This window comes from Nitrospirota bacterium (assembly GCA_040754395.1).
In the GTDB taxonomy this organism is placed as follows: Bacteria; Nitrospirota; Thermodesulfovibrionia; order Thermodesulfovibrionales; family SM23-35; genus JBFMCL01.
Genome location: JBFMCL010000008.1, coordinates 67639 through 83784, shown reverse-complemented (window position 1 = coordinate 83784; position 16146 = coordinate 67639). Strand labels below are relative to the sequence as shown.

Annotated in this window: 18 protein-coding genes, 2 tRNA genes and 1 pseudogene; 11 read left to right on the top strand and 10 right to left on the bottom strand. The window is 49.0% G+C overall.

Annotation, left to right across the window (positions count from 1 at the left end):
- Positions 1–4 precede the first annotated feature (4 nt).
- The gene (locus AB1552_05865) at positions 5–481 is read left to right on the top strand and encodes a cupin domain-containing protein (protein ID MEW6053303.1); all 477 of its coding nucleotides are present in this window, start codon (positions 5–7) and stop codon (positions 479–481) included.
- A 111-nt stretch (positions 482–592) separates the two neighbouring features.
- Here AB1552_05865 and AB1552_05860 read toward each other — a convergent pair whose 3' ends face one another.
- A complete protein-coding gene (locus AB1552_05860; protein ID MEW6053302.1) occupies positions 593–2386 on the bottom strand; it encodes an ATPase, T2SS/T4P/T4SS family in 1794 nt (597 codons plus the stop codon).
- Positions 2387–2462: 76 nt separating this feature from the next.
- Here AB1552_05860 and AB1552_05855 point away from each other — a divergent pair, with 76 nt between their 5' ends.
- From AB1552_05855 to AB1552_05835, 5 genes and pseudogenes are all read left to right on the top strand, one after another.
- Positions 2463–2891 carry a disulfide isomerase DsbC N-terminal domain-containing protein gene (locus AB1552_05855; protein MEW6053301.1) on the top strand — a complete coding sequence of 143 codons (429 nt, stop codon included), beginning with the start codon at positions 2463–2465 and terminating at the stop codon, positions 2889–2891.
- A gap of 12 nt (positions 2892–2903) precedes the next feature.
- A pseudogene (locus tag AB1552_05850) lies at positions 2904–3230 on the top strand (thioredoxin fold domain-containing protein).
- A gap of 268 nt (positions 3231–3498) precedes the next feature.
- On the top strand, positions 3499–5094 hold the full coding sequence (locus AB1552_05845) for a peptide-binding protein (GenBank protein ID MEW6053300.1): 1596 nt from the start codon (positions 3499–3501) through the stop codon (positions 5092–5094).
- A gap of 89 nt (positions 5095–5183) precedes the next feature.
- A complete protein-coding gene (locus AB1552_05840; GenBank protein MEW6053299.1) occupies positions 5184–6161 on the top strand; it encodes an ATP-binding cassette domain-containing protein in 978 nt (325 codons plus the stop codon).
- Positions 6162–6202: 41 nt separating this feature from the next.
- On the top strand, positions 6203–6967 hold the full coding sequence (locus AB1552_05835; protein MEW6053298.1) for an ABC transporter permease: 765 nt from the start codon (positions 6203–6205) through the stop codon (positions 6965–6967).
- Positions 6968–6989: 22 nt separating this feature from the next.
- Here AB1552_05835 and AB1552_05830 read toward each other — a convergent pair whose 3' ends face one another.
- On the bottom strand, positions 6990–7172 hold the full coding sequence (locus AB1552_05830) for a CBS domain-containing protein (protein MEW6053297.1): 183 nt from the start codon (positions 7170–7172) through the stop codon (positions 6990–6992).
- Positions 7126–7236 carry a hypothetical protein gene (locus AB1552_05825; protein ID MEW6053296.1) on the bottom strand — a complete coding sequence of 37 codons (111 nt, stop codon included), beginning with the start codon at positions 7234–7236 and terminating at the stop codon, positions 7126–7128. The genes AB1552_05830 and AB1552_05825 overlap by 47 nt, the downstream gene beginning before the upstream one ends.
- A gap of 180 nt (positions 7237–7416) precedes the next feature.
- Here AB1552_05825 and AB1552_05820 point away from each other — a divergent pair, with 180 nt between their 5' ends.
- A complete protein-coding gene (locus AB1552_05820) occupies positions 7417–8127 on the top strand; it encodes a thymidylate synthase (protein ID MEW6053295.1) in 711 nt (236 codons plus the stop codon).
- A gap of 22 nt (positions 8128–8149) precedes the next feature.
- Here the strand turns inward: AB1552_05820 and AB1552_05815 are convergent, their stop codons facing one another.
- The 5 genes from AB1552_05815 to AB1552_05795 form a co-directional block, all read right to left on the bottom strand.
- Complete coding sequence (locus AB1552_05815) at positions 8150–8872, bottom strand: DUF169 domain-containing protein (GenBank protein MEW6053294.1); 723 nt, start codon at positions 8870–8872, stop codon at positions 8150–8152.
- A 67-nt stretch (positions 8873–8939) separates the two neighbouring features.
- Positions 8940–10004, bottom strand: coding sequence for a response regulator (locus AB1552_05810; protein ID MEW6053293.1), 1065 nt, complete (start codon positions 10002–10004; stop codon positions 8940–8942).
- On the bottom strand, positions 9976–10389 hold the full coding sequence (locus tag AB1552_05805) for a response regulator (protein ID MEW6053292.1): 414 nt from the start codon (positions 10387–10389) through the stop codon (positions 9976–9978). Before AB1552_05805 ends, AB1552_05810 begins: the two co-directional genes overlap by 29 nt.
- 165 nt (positions 10390–10554) lie before the next feature.
- Positions 10555–13254 carry a response regulator gene (locus AB1552_05800; GenBank protein ID MEW6053291.1) on the bottom strand — a complete coding sequence of 900 codons (2700 nt, stop codon included), beginning with the start codon at positions 13252–13254 and terminating at the stop codon, positions 10555–10557.
- 50 nt (positions 13255–13304) lie between these two features.
- The gene (locus AB1552_05795) at positions 13305–13802 is read right to left on the bottom strand and encodes a cytochrome c family protein (GenBank protein MEW6053290.1); all 498 of its coding nucleotides are present in this window, start codon (positions 13800–13802) and stop codon (positions 13305–13307) included.
- Between the two features lie 86 nt (positions 13803–13888).
- Between AB1552_05795 and AB1552_05790 the strand changes: the two genes are divergently transcribed.
- Complete coding sequence (locus tag AB1552_05790) at positions 13889–14656, top strand: AAA family ATPase (protein MEW6053289.1); 768 nt, start codon at positions 13889–13891, stop codon at positions 14654–14656.
- A gap of 44 nt (positions 14657–14700) precedes the next feature.
- Here the strand turns inward: AB1552_05790 and AB1552_05785 are convergent, their stop codons facing one another.
- The gene (locus AB1552_05785) at positions 14701–14874 is read right to left on the bottom strand and encodes a hypothetical protein (GenBank protein MEW6053288.1); all 174 of its coding nucleotides are present in this window, start codon (positions 14872–14874) and stop codon (positions 14701–14703) included.
- A 37-nt stretch (positions 14875–14911) separates the two neighbouring features.
- Here AB1552_05785 and AB1552_05780 point away from each other — a divergent pair, with 37 nt between their 5' ends.
- The 3 genes from AB1552_05780 (at position 14912) to AB1552_05770 (ending at position 15494) form a co-directional block, all read left to right on the top strand.
- Positions 14912–15217 carry a hypothetical protein gene (locus AB1552_05780; GenBank protein MEW6053287.1) on the top strand — a complete coding sequence of 102 codons (306 nt, stop codon included), beginning with the start codon at positions 14912–14914 and terminating at the stop codon, positions 15215–15217.
- 60 nt (positions 15218–15277) lie between these two features.
- Positions 15278–15353 (top strand) — tRNA-Val (locus tag AB1552_05775).
- 63 nt (positions 15354–15416) lie between these two features.
- Positions 15417–15494: transfer RNA gene (locus AB1552_05770), tRNA-Asp, on the top strand.
- Between the two features lie 79 nt (positions 15495–15573).
- Here the strand turns inward: AB1552_05770 and AB1552_05765 are convergent.
- Positions 15574–16146, bottom strand: a complete 573-nt coding sequence (locus tag AB1552_05765) for a hypothetical protein (GenBank protein ID MEW6053286.1) — start codon at positions 16144–16146, stop codon at positions 15574–15576.

Below are 16146 nucleotides of genomic sequence, written 5' to 3'. Positions count from 1 at the left end.
AGAAATGAAACGCCGCAGCAAAGAAAATAATGCCCTTTTCTGCGATTTCGTGAGCAGCCGTAAGGGAGGCAGAAAAGGTGGCACGACAAGCCGAATCTACAGATACAAAGGCGGTTTCTCCTGGCAGGGGGTCAAAACGGAAAAATACAAGCCATCAGGCATGCACTGGTCCGATATCTTAAGAAAGACCCTGATCGGCAGTCGAGGCGAATCCGCGAAATTTCATCTGAGGTATTTCGAGATAGCGCCCGGCGGTTACAGCAGCTTCGAAAAGCACAGGCATGAGCATGTGGTAATCGGGATACGTGGCAAGGGGATCTGCAAGGTGGGCAAAAAGAGGCATGTCATCAGCTTTCTTGATACACTTTACATCAGTCCGTCAGAGCCCCACCAGTTGCTGAATACTTCCACCGAGCCCTTCGGGTTTTTTTGTATCGTCAACGCAAAAAGAGACACGCCGAAAATCCTTGATTCCTCATAAAACTGTATCGGACTCCCGTTGAACGCCACAACCTTCATACTGCACCTCCCCCTTCGGATTATTCACAAACTCATTGTGTATTCAGACTGACGATAACGGAACCGCCATCCGTTACATGATTCCGGTTACCCTGATAACCTCATCGACTGTGGTGGTCCCCTGAAGAAGTTTCCTGATGGCATTCTCTCTCAGGGAATTCATTCCCTGGCCCAGGGCAATCTTTTTGATAAGCTGGGGTGAAGTATTCTCATGCACGTGTTCCCTGACCTTTTCGGTCATTTGCATCATTTCAAAAATACCTGTCCGTCCGAGGTACCCTGTGCCCCTGCATTCCTCGCACCCCCTGCCGATTGCCACCTTATAATTCTTTGCCTTCTCATAATCGATCTTCAGAATAATGCACTCGTCCCTTGAAAGGGCATACTCTTCCCTGCAGTGAATGCAGACCTTTCTGACAAGCCTCTGGGCCATAACCCCAAGCACTGTTGCATTGAGCAGAAACGGGGGAACCCCGAGATCGATCAATCTTGTTATTGAACTCGGCGCATCATTGGTATGCAGTGTCGAAAACACGAGATGACCCGTCAGTGCTGCCTGTATGGCGTTCTCTGCTGTCTCGAGGTCCCTTATCTCACCGACCATGATAATATCAGGGTCCTGCCTGAGCAGATGTCTCAGGCAGTTGGCGAATGTAAGGTCAATGTGAGGATGAACCGCAGTCTGATTGAATCCCTCATAGACCATCTCAATCGGATCTTCGATGGTACACACGTTCACTTCCGAAGTTGACAGTATTCTGAGAAGCGAATACAGTGTCGTGGTCTTGCCGCTTCCCGTCGGTCCTGTCACGAGAATGATTCCATGAGTGTTGGCAATAAAGGATTTCACCATCTGCAGTTCCTTCGGGAAAAAACCCAGTTCCCCGATATCCTGCATGAGAATTATGGGATCAAATATCCTGACGACGATCTTTTCTCCGAAGGTGACCGGGATGGAAGAGATGCGGAGTTCGATCTCTTTTCCTTCATAGGCAGTCTTGATCCTTCCGTCCTGGGGTCTCCGCTTTTCGGAGATATCCATTCTTGCCAGTGTCTTGATCCTTGAAACAATCGGCGGATGCACAGCCTTCGGTATCTTGTGGATATTATGCAGAATCCCGTCGATGCGGAAGCGTATCAGGCTGAATTCCCTCTTGGGTTCTATATGAATGTCCGAAGCCCTGCTCGAATATGCATAGTGAAGAAGGTATTCAAGGGCGTTGACAATATGCTGGTCTGTTGCCTCGAGTTCCGTGATAGATTTCAGCCTGACATACTGTTCAAGATCACTGAGGTCTGTCTTCGTATCTATTTCCTTGTGTGCGGAGGTTATCGCGGACTTGAACCCGTAGAATTCCGTGATTATTTTCAGGATGTCCGCTTTTGTCGTCACCACCCTCTCAACCCTGTACCCCGTAACCCTCTGAATCCAGTCAATAGCCTCAGTATCAAAGGGGTCTGCAGTTGCAACCGTCAGCGTATTATCTGACAGGGCTATCGGTACAATCTGGTGCCTGATCGCATATGGCCTCGAAATTATCTGTGTCACCAGATCGTAGTTCAGCTTCAGGGGATCGATCTTTATAAAGGGCATCTGAAGATGCCTGGCGACTGCGGTCATGATCATGTCCGCGGTTATGATCTTGCCATGTGTCTTCGGTGTGCTCAGCCGCAGCGACTCGATAATATCGATCAGCGATACAAGAGACTGGTCGACAATATTCGGCCGGAGGCCCGGAGTTTTGGATTTCAGGATCTTAGACCTCAGCAGGGTTTCCTTGGACTTGATCATCCGGATATGCTCTTCACTGAGAAGCCCTTCTTCGGTAAGTATCTGGAACAGGGAATCCCTTGCGGTGTCGCTCATGAAAATATATTACCATTAATGTGATACGCATATGAATTCCTTTTATGGTAATATCAGATATACAGGAGGTAGAACAATGCGAAGGGCATTTTTTCTCGTGTGTGCTGTCCTTTTCCTGTTTTCGGCCAATGATCTCCCGGCCTTCTCCTCGAAGGGACAGGACTGTCACAAATGTCACTCCCTGAAGAAAGAGGAAGCCGCTGCTATCATGAAAAATCTGGATCAGAACATCAAGGTGATGAGCGTAAACCCCGGCCCTGTGAAATATCTCTGGGAAGTCGGCGTGGACTCACAGGGGAAAAAGGGGATAATCTATGTGGATCTCCCCAAAAAACACCTGTTTTCAGGCTCTCTCCTGACAGTCCAGGGACAGAGGAATCTGACGCGGGAGCGTCTCGCTGAAATAAAAAAGGTCAACGCCTCCCAGATCCCTCTGAAAGACGCGCTTGTGGTGGGGTTACAAAGCGCGAAAAACAAGGTTATTGTGTTTGATGATCCTGACTGACCTCACTGTGCGAAACTTCATCAGGAGATGAAGAAGGTAGTCAGGGAAAGAAAAGACATCGCCTTTTATATAAAGATGTTTCCTCTCAGGATGCATCCGGCTGCATATGATAAGGCAAAGGCGATCGTATGTGAGAATTCGCTCGAGCTGCTCGAGAAGGCATTTGAGAAAAAGCAGATCCCGGCGCCAAAATGCAAGACTTCCGTGGTGGATGACAATATAAAGCTCGCCGCAAAACTCGGGATTACCGGCGCTCCCACCATGATAATGCCAGACGGACGTGTAGTCGCCGGGTTTCTGGACGCACAGGCTTTAAAGGCGTTTATTGACAGGAAATAAGACGTGCTTTACCAAAGGAGGTACTATTGAACGACTGGATCACAGGTCTGATTATCCTGGTGGTATGGATTGTCCTGATGTTTTTCGTGTTCCCCAAACTGGGGGTCTCGACATGAATACCGAAAAAAAAGGGGTCGGAGACTCCTGAGAAAAAATGCTGAAATCCCCTTCGCCGAAAGAAGGACGACAAAGCCTGCTGGCTTTTGCCCGCTGATTGGAGTTCAGATGTTTCAGAAATACACGCGGAGAGGTACGGGATGAAGTGCATGTGAAAAAATTTTCCCCCGTATTTTTGCTCTTTCTGCTCCTGATACTCTCCTCTTTTTCCTGCACCCGGGAACCTGAAATTAAGAAACCTGACGCGATTACATTAGGCTCCCTCGCAGATGCGAAACGGCTGCTGCCGCTTCTTGCATCCGACAGTGCCTCCGGAGACATAAGCGGCTGGATCTATAACGGGCTCACCAAATATGACAGGAACATCAAAATAACAGGGGATCTTGCTGAATCATGGGACGTCTCGCCAGATGGCCTGCAGATTGTCTTCCATCTGCGGAAGGGAGTCCTGTGGCATGACGGAGCCGAATTCTCGGCCGACGATGTGCTCTTCACCTATAATACCGTCATCGACCCCCGGATCCCGACACCCTACAGCAGTAATTTCGGCCCGGTTCAGCGGGTTGAGGTAATTGACCGATATACGGTAAAAGTCCTTTATAAGGAACCTTATGCACCTGCCCTCGAATCATGGGGGATGGGAATAATCCCTAAACATCTGCTTGAAGGCAAAGATATCACAAATGAGGTATTCAGCAGAAACCCTGTAGGAACAGGCCCTTACAGGTTAAAGGAATGGGTTACCGGCCAGAAAATCGTACTTGAAGCGTTTGACCGCTATTTCGAGGGAAAAGCGAATATCGCAAGGTACATTGCAAGGGTCATCCCTGATACCGCAACGATGTTCCTCGAACTCAAATTCGGCGGCATAGATTTCATGGGGCTGACGCCACCTCAATACAAGCTTCAGGCGGACACCGAATTCTTCAATAAATATTTTCAGAAATTCAGATATCCCTCTTTCGGATATACCTATTTGGGATACAACCTGCTCGACCCAAGGTTTTCCGACAGGAGGGTCAGGCAGGCGATCACCCACGCAATAAACAAAGGAGATATCATCGCAGGGGTGCTTCTTGGATACGGCACCCCCTGTACAGGCCCCTTTCCCCCGGAATCATGGGCATATAACCCTGAGGTAAAAGACCTTGCATACGATCCTGAAGCGGCAGTGAATCTGTTACAGGAGGCCGGCTGGAAAATGGGACGGAATGGCCTGCTCGAAAAGAACGGAAAACCATTTGAATTCACAGTCCTGATAAATCAGGGGAATGAGGCAAGACTCAAAACCGCCCAGATCATCAAAGAAAACCTCAGGATTATCGGCATCCGCATGAATATCAAGGTGCTCGAGTGGCAGGCCATGCTGCATGAATTTATCGACAAAAAACGTTTTGAGGCGGTGATCATGGGATGGGCGCTGTCACGCGACCCGGACATGTTCGACATATGGCATTCCTCGAAAACACGGGAAGGCGAGTTCAACTTTGTCTCATACAGGAACGAAGAGGTGGACAGGCTCCTGCTCGAAGGAAGGAGGGTATTTGATCTCGGCAAGAGAAAGGAGATTTATCACAGGATTCATGAAATCCTCTCAGACGACCAGCCTTATACCTTCCTGTATGTACCTGACGCGCTTCCCGTCCTTCACAAGAGGTTCAGGGGTGTGGAAAAAGCTCCGATCGGAATCTGGCATGACTTCATCCACTGGAAGGTCCCGTACAACAGGATCGAATGGTACCAATAATCAGCCGGTACTCCCGGTAATTCTGCGGCACGAATTCCTCCGGAATCATTTTCCTTTCACAGCCCTCTGATACATGGTACACTTAAGATGTGCCCATAATTTCAGTCGAAAATCTTGTAAAAAAGTTCAGCGCAATCCTTGCCGTCAACGATATCTCTTTTACAGTCGATGAAGGTACAATTTTCGGGTTTCTCGGTCCCAACGGCGCCGGAAAGACCACCACGATAAATATCCTCTGCACCCTCCTCTCCCCTACCTCGGGCAGGGCCTTCATCGCAGGGCATGATTGCATGAAAAAACCCTCCGAGGTGAGGAAAGCAATCGGGATTGTCTTTCAGGACTCTACCCTCGACAAGGATCTCACCGCCTATGAAAATCTCGTATTTCACGCCTACCTGTACGATGTGCCCAAGAGCGAAATGAAAAACCGTGTACACGATGTACTGAAGTTTGTAGACCTGTATGACAGGAAAGACGATCTCGTGAAGAAATTTTCCGGAGGAATGAAGCGCAGGCTTGAGGTCGCACGCGGGCTGATACACAGACCGCGGGTGCTCTTCCTTGATGAACCTACCCTTGGTCTTGATCCCCAGAGCAGGACAAACCTGTGGGAATTCATCACTGAACTCCCAAGACAGCACAAGGTCACCATCTTCATGACGACCCATTACATGGAAGAAGCCGAAGTCTGTGACAGGATTGCCATCATAGATCACGGAAAGATAATCGCTCTCGATACTCCCGAAGACCTGAAGAAGACGATCGGCGGAGATGTCGTTTCGATCACCACAACAGACAATCTGCATGTCAGAAGAGAGATAGAATCAGTGTTCAAGATGCGCGTGTCAGAAAAAGGGGATCAGCTTTACATGACCTGCAGCACGGGCGACACCTGTATCCCTGACCTCATCCGGACTCTGGGGGAGAAGGTCGTTTCCGTCAGGGTGCAGAAGCCTACCCTGAACGATGTCTTTCTCAAACTCACGGGCAAGACGATCAGGGAGGAGGATGCCTCCGGCAATGATTCCGTGCGGGAGTCTGTCCGCGCCTACAGGAGGCGACATTAGGGGAACGATGCAGAACATCAGGATATTAACTCATTAATCTGATGGAATTCAACGCGGTATATGTCATCGTAGCCAGGGAATTCAAGAAATTCACCAGGGAAAAAAGCCGGCTTTTTTCGGCCATCGCCCGGCCGCTCCTGTGGCTTTTTATTGTGGGAGCAGGTATCTCAAGGCTCGTCCCTCACGATACCGGCGTTCCCTATACCCAGTTTATCTTCCCGGGCATCATCGGCATGACGATTCTTTTCAGTTCGATCTTTTCTTCAATATCCATTATCTGGGACAAGGAATTCGGCTTTATGAAGGAGATCCTCGTTGCCCCGGTCTCCCGGTTCTCAATCGTCATCGGGAAGGCACTCAGCGGCACAATCGTATCCACCATTCAGGCGGTCATTATCCTCGCCCTGTTCCCGTTCCTCGGATTCAGACTCGGGATGCTCCAGATTGTTGAGGTCATTGCAGTATGCGTCTCGCTGTCATTCTGCATCTCAGCGTTCGGGATTGTCATTGCGACTTTCTACGACAGCTATGAAAGCTTCAGCGTCATTATGAACTTCATTATCATGCCCATGTTTTTTCTCTCAGGCGCAATGTACCCGGTAAAACTCCTTCCCGGTATGCTGCAGCTGGTGGCCAGATTAAATCCGCTTACCTACGGAATCGACATCATAAAGCATGTGATGTTCCCTGACATGGCAGGCCGCATGGGGCCCGACTTTTCCCTCATCACAAGCATCTCGGTCATCCTTGCTGCGTCGGTTTGCTTTGTGCTTGTGGCAGGCAGGGCATTCGAGAGAAAAGACTGACCGTATTCTGCAGGCAGGTATTTCATTGCATTTTTTCGAGGAGATGGTTAATGATGTCTGTCAGCGTAACGATACCGGCAAGGTTGTCCCCGTCTACCACCGGGACCTGTTTGATCCTCCGCAGGATCATGAGAGAACCTGCCCTTACCACAGGCATATCACTGCTGACGGTAACAGGAGGCGTTCCCATGATCTCCCCGATCACTCATTATCTCAGCAGCGCTTTTTAATGACTGGTCCCGTTCAACAGTCAGCACATTTCGCGTCATTATCTCCCTTATTTTCATGGTTCCCCCCGTTTACCGTTTCCTGTCCGCTATTTCATGCTTCTTTTCATGCATGGTATTACCAGAATGTTACTTCTTTGGTCATGCTCTGTAAAGTATTCATATTCTGCTTCTCTTCGCAGGGGTCGAAATGATACACTATACGGCAAAAATGGTGAGGTTATGCTCCCTTTCTGCCTGACAGCCAAAACTATATCCGACGCGTGGTTTCAGCTCATTTATAACCTGTTCGATAAGGCATATTCCCAGAATATTCAGAAGGGCTCATTCGAAAATGAGCAGTACCGGCTTCAGTTCCCGGGTATCGCGGTCTTCATAGAGCACCCGTACTATGATATAGTCCCGACAATCCCTCCGGGCCTGTGCATTCCCGCACCAACGACCATGGAGTATATCGAGGATTATTTCAGCAACTATCTCATGAACCCGGAACTGGCTGACAATGAAACATATACCTATGCAAGCAGGATTCAGCACAGCATGCCGAACGGAGGGACCCAGCTCGAACGCGTGATCGAAATCCTCAGGGAAACCCCTCTCACCAATCAGGCGGTAATTGAGGTTGCCACTCCTGAAGACCTCGACATCTGCCTTGGCAAGGACGGGAAAATCGATCCGCCCTGCCTCAGGCTGCTTGATTTCAAGGCAATACCGTCAGGTAATGATCTGCTGCTTACTGTAAGCGTGTACTTCAGGTCGTGGGATTTATGGGCAGGCTTTCCCACAAACCTTGGCGGCATAGAACTGCTTAAGCAGTTTGTTGCGTCTGAAGCAGGGCTGAGCAACGGTCCCATGTATGCGTACAGCGCAGGTGCCCATATTTACGGCTATCAGGAAGAGATTGCCCGCATACGAACCCTGAAGACGAAATAGCACTCTCCGCTGCACATACGCATTATGCACCGTCTCTTGCCTTTTTCAGCATGGCGATCGGCTTTTCCATCTTCAGGATATTTCCATGCACCATCCCGATCATTTTTCCGGGAATCCCCATCATGAGATGACATGCATCCAGAGATGACTTTATCCGGCACCCAAGGCCAAGAAAGGTAACATTTGGCTGAACCATGAGTATCGGCCACGCGGTGATATCAGCACATCCGCCCAGTGCGCCTCCGGACTGCGGAAGGTTGATCGCACCGCCTTTTTCATAGTTCACGGCATACAGAAGCCACATGACCTGCTCACTGTCCGCGGAAAAAACCACCACATCGGGCACGTCCCTGAAAGCGCTCAGCGGAGCTATGAAGGCAGCCCCCGTTTGGTCTCTGGGAAGATAGGTAGATTTGAGCATGGTCTCAGCAGAGGCTTCCTCAGTAGCAAATAATCCTGCCTCGAACTTTTCGAATGCGCCGTCATCGAGCAGGTCCTCAGCCTTCTCCTCAAAACCCAGCACCGCGGTCCCCAGCTTGCAGCCCATGTGCTCCTTTTTCAGAAGAAGTGTCCTTTCCTTGCCTGCAAGGACGAGTGCCTGGCAGTAACTCTTCAGTTTTTCATCTGTAAAGGGAATGTTTTCAGGTAACGCCTCGTTCTTTCCGTAAAGCGTCACGCCGACAGGCTGATAACGCAGATCAAGGCGATCAACCAGGTTGCCGCAGATATTTTTCAGATCAGCCATACTATCCCTCCATAAATATAAAGTTATTCCCAAATCCCTCAGAAAGGTTTCTCATTGAGAAAAACGATCAGGAAGTTCCGACCGGGAAGACGATTTTGAACGCGGTACCCTTTTCAGGTTCGCTTTTTACCGAGATTGTGCCGTTATGGTCCTGTATGATTTTTGAAGCGAATGTCAGTCCAAGCCCCGGACCATAGACTTTAGAAGTGACCATTGGATCAAAGATATACCTGATCTTGTCCTGAGAAATTCCTTTCCCCGTATCCGCGAACTCCAGGACAAGACTGTTATCCGTATTGCTGCTGCTGATCTTCAGCACTTTCGTGCCGCTTTCCATTGCTTCAATCGCATTCTTGATAAGATTGCAGAATGCCCTCTTGAGAAGCTTCCTGTCCGCCACAAGGCTTGGGAGGCCTTCCTGCATATCGGTTTCGACGTGCACGGATTTCTGCCGGATGTCCTGCTCAAACACCTGCAGGGAATCCCTGATGATTTGATTGATATCAGCAGGCTCCTTCATCGAGATTGACATCGACTTCAGTTCTATGAGCTGCTTGATCATGCTCTCAAGCACTGCAACATCCTCGATGATCATCTGCATGTATCTCCTGTTGGGATCGTCCTCGGGAAGCTTCGAGAAGACCTTTCGGGCAAATCCTCCTATTGCGGTCAGGGGATTTCTTATCTCATGAGCAACCTGCTCCATCATCTGCTCAAGGGCCCCTGACCTTTCTTCCTCCACCTTTTTCTCATGCGTTGCCTTAATCGAAAGCAACGACCTTACCCTTGCAGCAAGCTCTTTGTAGTCAAACGGCTTTGCCATATAATCATCAGCCCCGATATCAAGCCCCTTCACCTTATGATCAACTTCTCCTTTGGCGGTAAGCATGAGAATCGGGATATACTTGGTACTGTCATCTGTCTTGAGTGTCCGGCAGACTTCGTACCCATCGATTTTCGGCATCATTATGTCGAGGACAATCAAATCAGGATGGTATTCGGGGACCTTGCTCAGCGCTTCTTCCCCATTGTAGGCTTCTGAAGTATCGTACCCTTCGGACCGGAACCTTTTCGTCAGAAGCTCGACCGTATCGACAGCATCATCAACTATCAGAATCTTCTTCTTCTCCACCCAGGATGCTCTCCCTTTTTCCGCGGATAAACGATTTGACCTGATCGGGCAATTCCCTGATATTCACAGGCTTTGAGATATAGCCTTCGAACCCTGCCGCAATGGCCTTTTCCCTGTCTCCCTTCATTGCATGGGCAGTAAAGGCTACTATCGGGATATCCAGAAATTCCTCCCGGCTCTTGAGTCTCTTGGCGACTTCATACCCGTCCAGTTTCGGAAGAGAGATGTCCAGCAGTACAAGATCCGGTATTTCGGCAGTTGCCTTAATGAGTGCTTCTTCCCCGTCAACAGCTTCAATGGTAGTATATCCTTTATTCCGGAGCACTTTGACCACAAGCTCGCGGTTGTCGTCATTGTCTTCGACAATCAGTATCTTTCTCGGCACAGTTCCCCTTTATCCCTGCCCCTGATTTTTGCTACCTCTATTATATAGAATCATCAGATTTTTCGAGAAATTCTTTTTTTCCTGCGGCAGGGCGAAAATAACCATTCTTATCGGTTGATTTGTGAGATATATTACCCGGGAGCATGCCATTTCAACCGGGTGCACTCAGGCCTTGCCAATTTTTTGAATAGCCTCCTTGATTTCCTGAAGAAGATCCTCTTTGGTCAAAACAACCTCATTGAGTATTCCGTGAATTCTGCCGTTCAGATCGTCTATTTCCTTTTCGGTCAGATCCTTCTGTGTCAGGACAATCAGGGGGATATCTTTGACTGCCTTATGTGTTTTGATATGCTCTATGACATCAAAACCGGTCTCGGGCATCGTAAGATTCAAAACAACCAAATCAGGTCTGATATCACTTATTGACCTGATCGCATCCTCATTGTTGTATGCTGTCATAACCTGGTACGCCGCTTCCTCCAGCACACTTGCGATCTGCCGCACAGTATTGGGGTCATTGTCGACAATCAGCACCCGTTTGATTTTTGCGGTCCTTTCCAGTGTATTGAGTTTTCTTAAAAGCACCGCCCTTTCGACAGGTTTGATAATGTATTCCGCTGCCCCGAGACTGAACCCCTTTCTCTGATCGTCTACAATCGAGATGACGAGCACCGGAATGTCCTGTGTTTCAGGGTCATCCTTCAGTTCCCGCAGCACCTGCCATCCATCCTTTTTCGGCATCATGATGTCAAGTGTTATGGCTATCGGGTTGATTTCCTTCGCCTTCTTCACCGCTTCTTCACCGCTGTAAAGCCCGATCACCTTGTAGTCCTCTCCAAGGTATTTTCTTATGATATCAATAGCCTCGGGATTGTCGTCTATCGCAAGGACCGTTTTTTTGTCTTTATCCCTGTTCGTCATTCTTTCAGACAAATGTTCGTCATCAGATTTCGCTACGATGCTCTGGATCAGTTCACATCCCTTGCAGAAGTCAGCTTTTTCCGGATATGCTGCGATCTTCATTCCGGCGCAGTGAGTGCCCATGATCAGCCAGCATCTGCTCTCCTTGCTTCCGTATGCAGGACAGCTCGGTTGTCCACACCGGATATATTCCCAGCACCTCACCGGTTTTCCGCCATATTCCGGTTCTTTCATGAAATTGTCAACGGACTTTCCATAATAATCGGCAAGCGTTTCCGCAATTCTGGTTTCGATGACCGGTTCCATTGGCTTTTCGAGTATTTCCTTCTTCAGTGGCAGGGTGAAACAGAACCTGCTTCCTTCCCCCACCTTGCTCGTAACCCAAATGACCCCTTTGTGCAGTGAAATCAGTCCCCGTGCAATACTCAGTCCAAGGCCCGTTCCCTCGTACTGCCGGATTGTGGTAAGGTCAGCCTGCACGAACTTATCAAAGATCTTCCCAACGTCTTCTTCCTTTATTCCTATGCCTGTGTCTTCAACACATATCTCCATAAACAGCGGGGGCTCCCCCGGCTTCACGCCTCTCTCGGAAAGTTTTGCGGTGATCCTTATCCCCCCCTTATTGGTAAATTTGATCGCATTTGAAAGAAGGTTGGTAAAAACCTCCCGTATCCTGTCTTCATCTCCGTACACAAGGGGCATTCCTTCCGGGATATCCTCGCTGAGGGTAAGCCCTTTCAGTTTCAACTGCGGTTCAAACGTAGGCAAGGCAGAATCCACGAGCCTTTTCAGATCAAGCTCCTTGGGTGAGAGCTTCATCTTTCCCGCTTCTATCTTCGAGATATCAAGCACGTCATTTATCAGCTGAAGGAGATTTCGGGCATTTGTGGCGACTTTTCTCAGGCTTTTCTCCTGGTCCTCATTGATCGGGCCGTCGACTCCGTCTATCAGGAGATCTGTATAGCCGATGATCGCATTCATCGGCGTGCGGAGTTCATGTGACATATTGGCCAGAAAGGTAGATTTCAGCTTGTCGAGCTCCCTGAGTTCCTTGTTTGCCCGCTCAAGAAGGGTCAGCAGTTTCGTCCTCTCATTCAGCAGTGTCGTTTTACTGCTTACTTCCTCCTCCAGCTTCTTGGACGTCGACGCAACGCTTTCGACCATGTTGTTGAATGTTCTGCCGAGAATCCCTATTTCATCCTCTGTTTTTATCTCGACCGAAACCGACATGTCCCCGTCAGCAAACTGCTTTGCCTTCTCTGCGAGGTTTTCAATCGGCCTTCTCACAAGCTTGTTCACCATAAGGAATACAAGAATTACCGAGATGGGGATAAGGAATGCAACTATCATGATCGTCCTGTTGCGCTGTGCTGCAACCTGCGCATAGGTTTTTTCTGCGTCCAGACGGACCACAATGCCGCCAAGAACCTTTCTGGAGGACCCGTGACAGTGGTAACAGTCCTTATCATTAAGTATGGGTCTCATCACTACCAGGTGCCTCTTTCCATTGACCATATCCTCATGCGGGTTTCTCGGGTCAAAGAGCGGCTGAATTCCTGTTTTCAGGGTTTCTTCCAGGGTGTCTGATATATTTTTATTCCTGATTATTCCAGGCAGTCTAGTCTTCACCAGTTCCATATGTGTCGAATAGACAATCTCCTGATCAAAGTCGCAGATGAAGACCTCAACATTCTTCATCTTTTCCCTGATATCCCTCATTTCCCTCTTTATCGCTTCACTGTCTCCGATTTCCATGGGATATTTGATGCCCGCATAAATCGAAACAGCGAGTTCGTTACTGAGCGCGCTGGCGATTTCCAGCCTGTCCTTGGTGCCGAAATAAATCCTCATATAGATTTCCGCCAGAAGCAGGAGGAGTATGATGACGAGCATCGCAGCCATGATCTTGTAACCGAGATGTTTTCTTATCGCGTTGAGAATCATCCTTTGCCTTTCCTTGAGTTTTGCATGCAAATATCCCTATTTTCTGAGTTTCAGTGTGCGCCTCCATGGATCAGGGGCTTATAATTGAACGCCTTAACCCTCTCGGAAATATGGCAGATTTCACAGTCATTCAGGGTCATTTTTCTTTTTATGTAATCTGGATCGCTTGTTTTGACATGGAATTCAGCAGGTCCATGACATGCCTCGCATCCTGTATTCTTCAGATGAGGCGTCTTTTCAAGGCTGACAAACCCGCCCGGCTTTCCGTAGCCGGTAGTATGACATACGTAGCATCCCCTGATTTCCTCCTGCGTAAGCCCCTTTTTGACCCTCTCTATGCTGTTGTAAGACCTGCTTTTTTTGGCATATTGCATAAAACTGTTATATTCCTTTTCATGGCATTTCTTGCATCTGTCCGAACCAACATACAAGGGTACCTTGCGAGTCTCCGCGCTGTATAATGGCATATTTGTCATGACCACAACAGCAAAGAAAAAAACCATTGCTGCAGTAACTTTTTTCGCTGAATATTGTAATAAGTCCGACATGGTATCATCCTCCGCGCCCAAGATGTATATCTCTGATATATTTTCTGAAATTACATGAAAAATATCAACTGATTGTATAATATTTTATGGCATTTGTTACTGCATTGGCAGGAAAGGGCGGGACAGGCAAAACAACTGTCGCGGGTCTTACGGTCCGGTATCTGATCGAGAGGAGGAAATTGCCTGTGCTGGCCGTCGATGCAGATTCCAATGCCTGTCTCAATGAAGCGCTCGGCGTGAAACTGCACGCTACCATAGGCGGACTGCGCGAGGAATCGCTGCAGATTGTCAGAAGCGGCGCAGACCGTCCCGGAGGCATGTCCATGGAACAGATGTTCGACTATCAGGTACAGCAGTCGCTTGTTGAATCAAGCGGCTTTGATCTGATGGTCATGGGAAGACCCGAAGGCCCCGGATGCTACTGCGCTGCCAACAATATCATCAGGAAATATACCGACAAGCTGTCCGATTCATACCCCTATGTGGTCATCGACAATGAGGCGGGAATGGAGCACCTCAGCAGGAGGACAACGCACAAGGTGAACCTGCTTCTTATCGTGAGCGATGCCGCGGTCAGGGGCATACGGACTGCTGCACGAATAGACATGCTCGCCGGTGAACTCCGGCTCGAACTGGACAGACGCGTCGTCATCATCAACAGGGTAACAGGAAATGAAAAGGCTGCATTGCGCCAACTGGCAGAACGCTATGGTCTCGAGGTTGCGGGCATGGTGCCGCAGGATAGTGCAATATTCGAAAACGATCTCCGGGGAAATTCTGTCTTTGCTCTTTCAGAAGACTCACCAGCCGTGCAGGCAGTCTACAGCATCCTGGATTCCCTCTGCATCCCGTAGCATGAAGGAAAGACCGCAAGGTTGAATGAATACTTTTAGGCAGATTATCTGATCGCAACGTTTCTGAGGAATTCGGCCACCTGCTCGGGACCAGACGGATTCGTATACATTCCGGACCCGAGCTCAAAGCCTGACGACTGCCCTATCCGGGGCACAATACTGAGATACCAGTGGAAGTATTCCGACCCGGATTCCCTGAGGCTTTCCGACCGTGACATTTGACAGCACCTCCGCCTTTGTGGGTAGAATATATTCATGAAAAGATCATTCGCTATCCTTGTCATAAGCATCGCGTCACTGTGTATGCTTGCATGTGACCAGAAACCGAAAAATCCTGTGAGTGAATACGGAGACAGCCTTGTCAGTTCCTACAGGAAGGGGCAGCAGGCAGGGGAAATGGCAAATCTCGATGCGGTCAGAAAGGCTGTCGCGGCATATCGTGCGTCACATGACAAATACCCGGAAAATCTCGATGCAGTAAAAGAGCTGCTGAGAGGCGACGTTGACCTGTCACGCTACGATTATAACCCTTCAGACGGTACGGTTTCCCTGAAGCAGTAACCGCGATCCGCATCGTGCAATTGACAAAAGAAGCCGCCATAGTGTATAAAATTAATTCTTGGGCGGATAGCTCAGTTGGGAGAGCACAGCCCTTACAAGGCTGGGGTCACAGGTTCAAGCCCTGTTCCGCCTACCATAGTCTTGCTACTGTAGACAGAGGTATATCGTGAGTTTTATTCTGCAGTGATTTGGTTGTCACGGGGTGGTAGTTCAGCTTGGTTAGAACGCTGGCCTGTCAAGCCAGAGGTCGCGGGTTCAAGTCCCGTCCACCCCGCCATATCCACCCTATTGCGCCGGCACCATCATTCCAATGCAGTAATGAAGAGTTTTCCTGACCGAACGGAACAGATGCGCTTTCATGCATGTTCTGCATACTTTCCGAGGACAAACCGTAGGATATCATTAAGGTTATCGAAGAGGACAAAGCCGTTTTCGCGGTAAAGCCTGTTCCAGGGGAATAATAACCCCGCACTTATCAGCCCTTTTTCTTTTGCCTTTTCCAGTACCATCGGAGCATCATCCACGACAACGCAGCAGTTTTCCTCAAAGAGGACCGCTTTGTTGAACGAGAGGTGCAGGTTATGAAAAGGAAGGCCATGCCTGTGCAGCCACCGCTCGGTGGGCTTCCTGCTTGCCTCTGAACGATGACTGGCTATGGTAATATGAAACCCCTCGTCCCTGAGTGTCTGAAGAAAGTATTGTGCCTCTGGATAGGGCATGTGTTTCTCATCGTCCTGGTTGAAATGCACGTGATGAATGGCATTCATGAATTCGCTTTCTGAGCAGAAATGCTGCCAGAAATCCCAGTCAATCCATTCATCCGTCGGGGGAAAAGAAGGGTTGATCCGCAGCAATTGCTCATGGAGCATGTCGCAGAAATGCCACAGCGTATTGTCGATATCTATGATCGCGTGCTTTTTCCGTGCCAT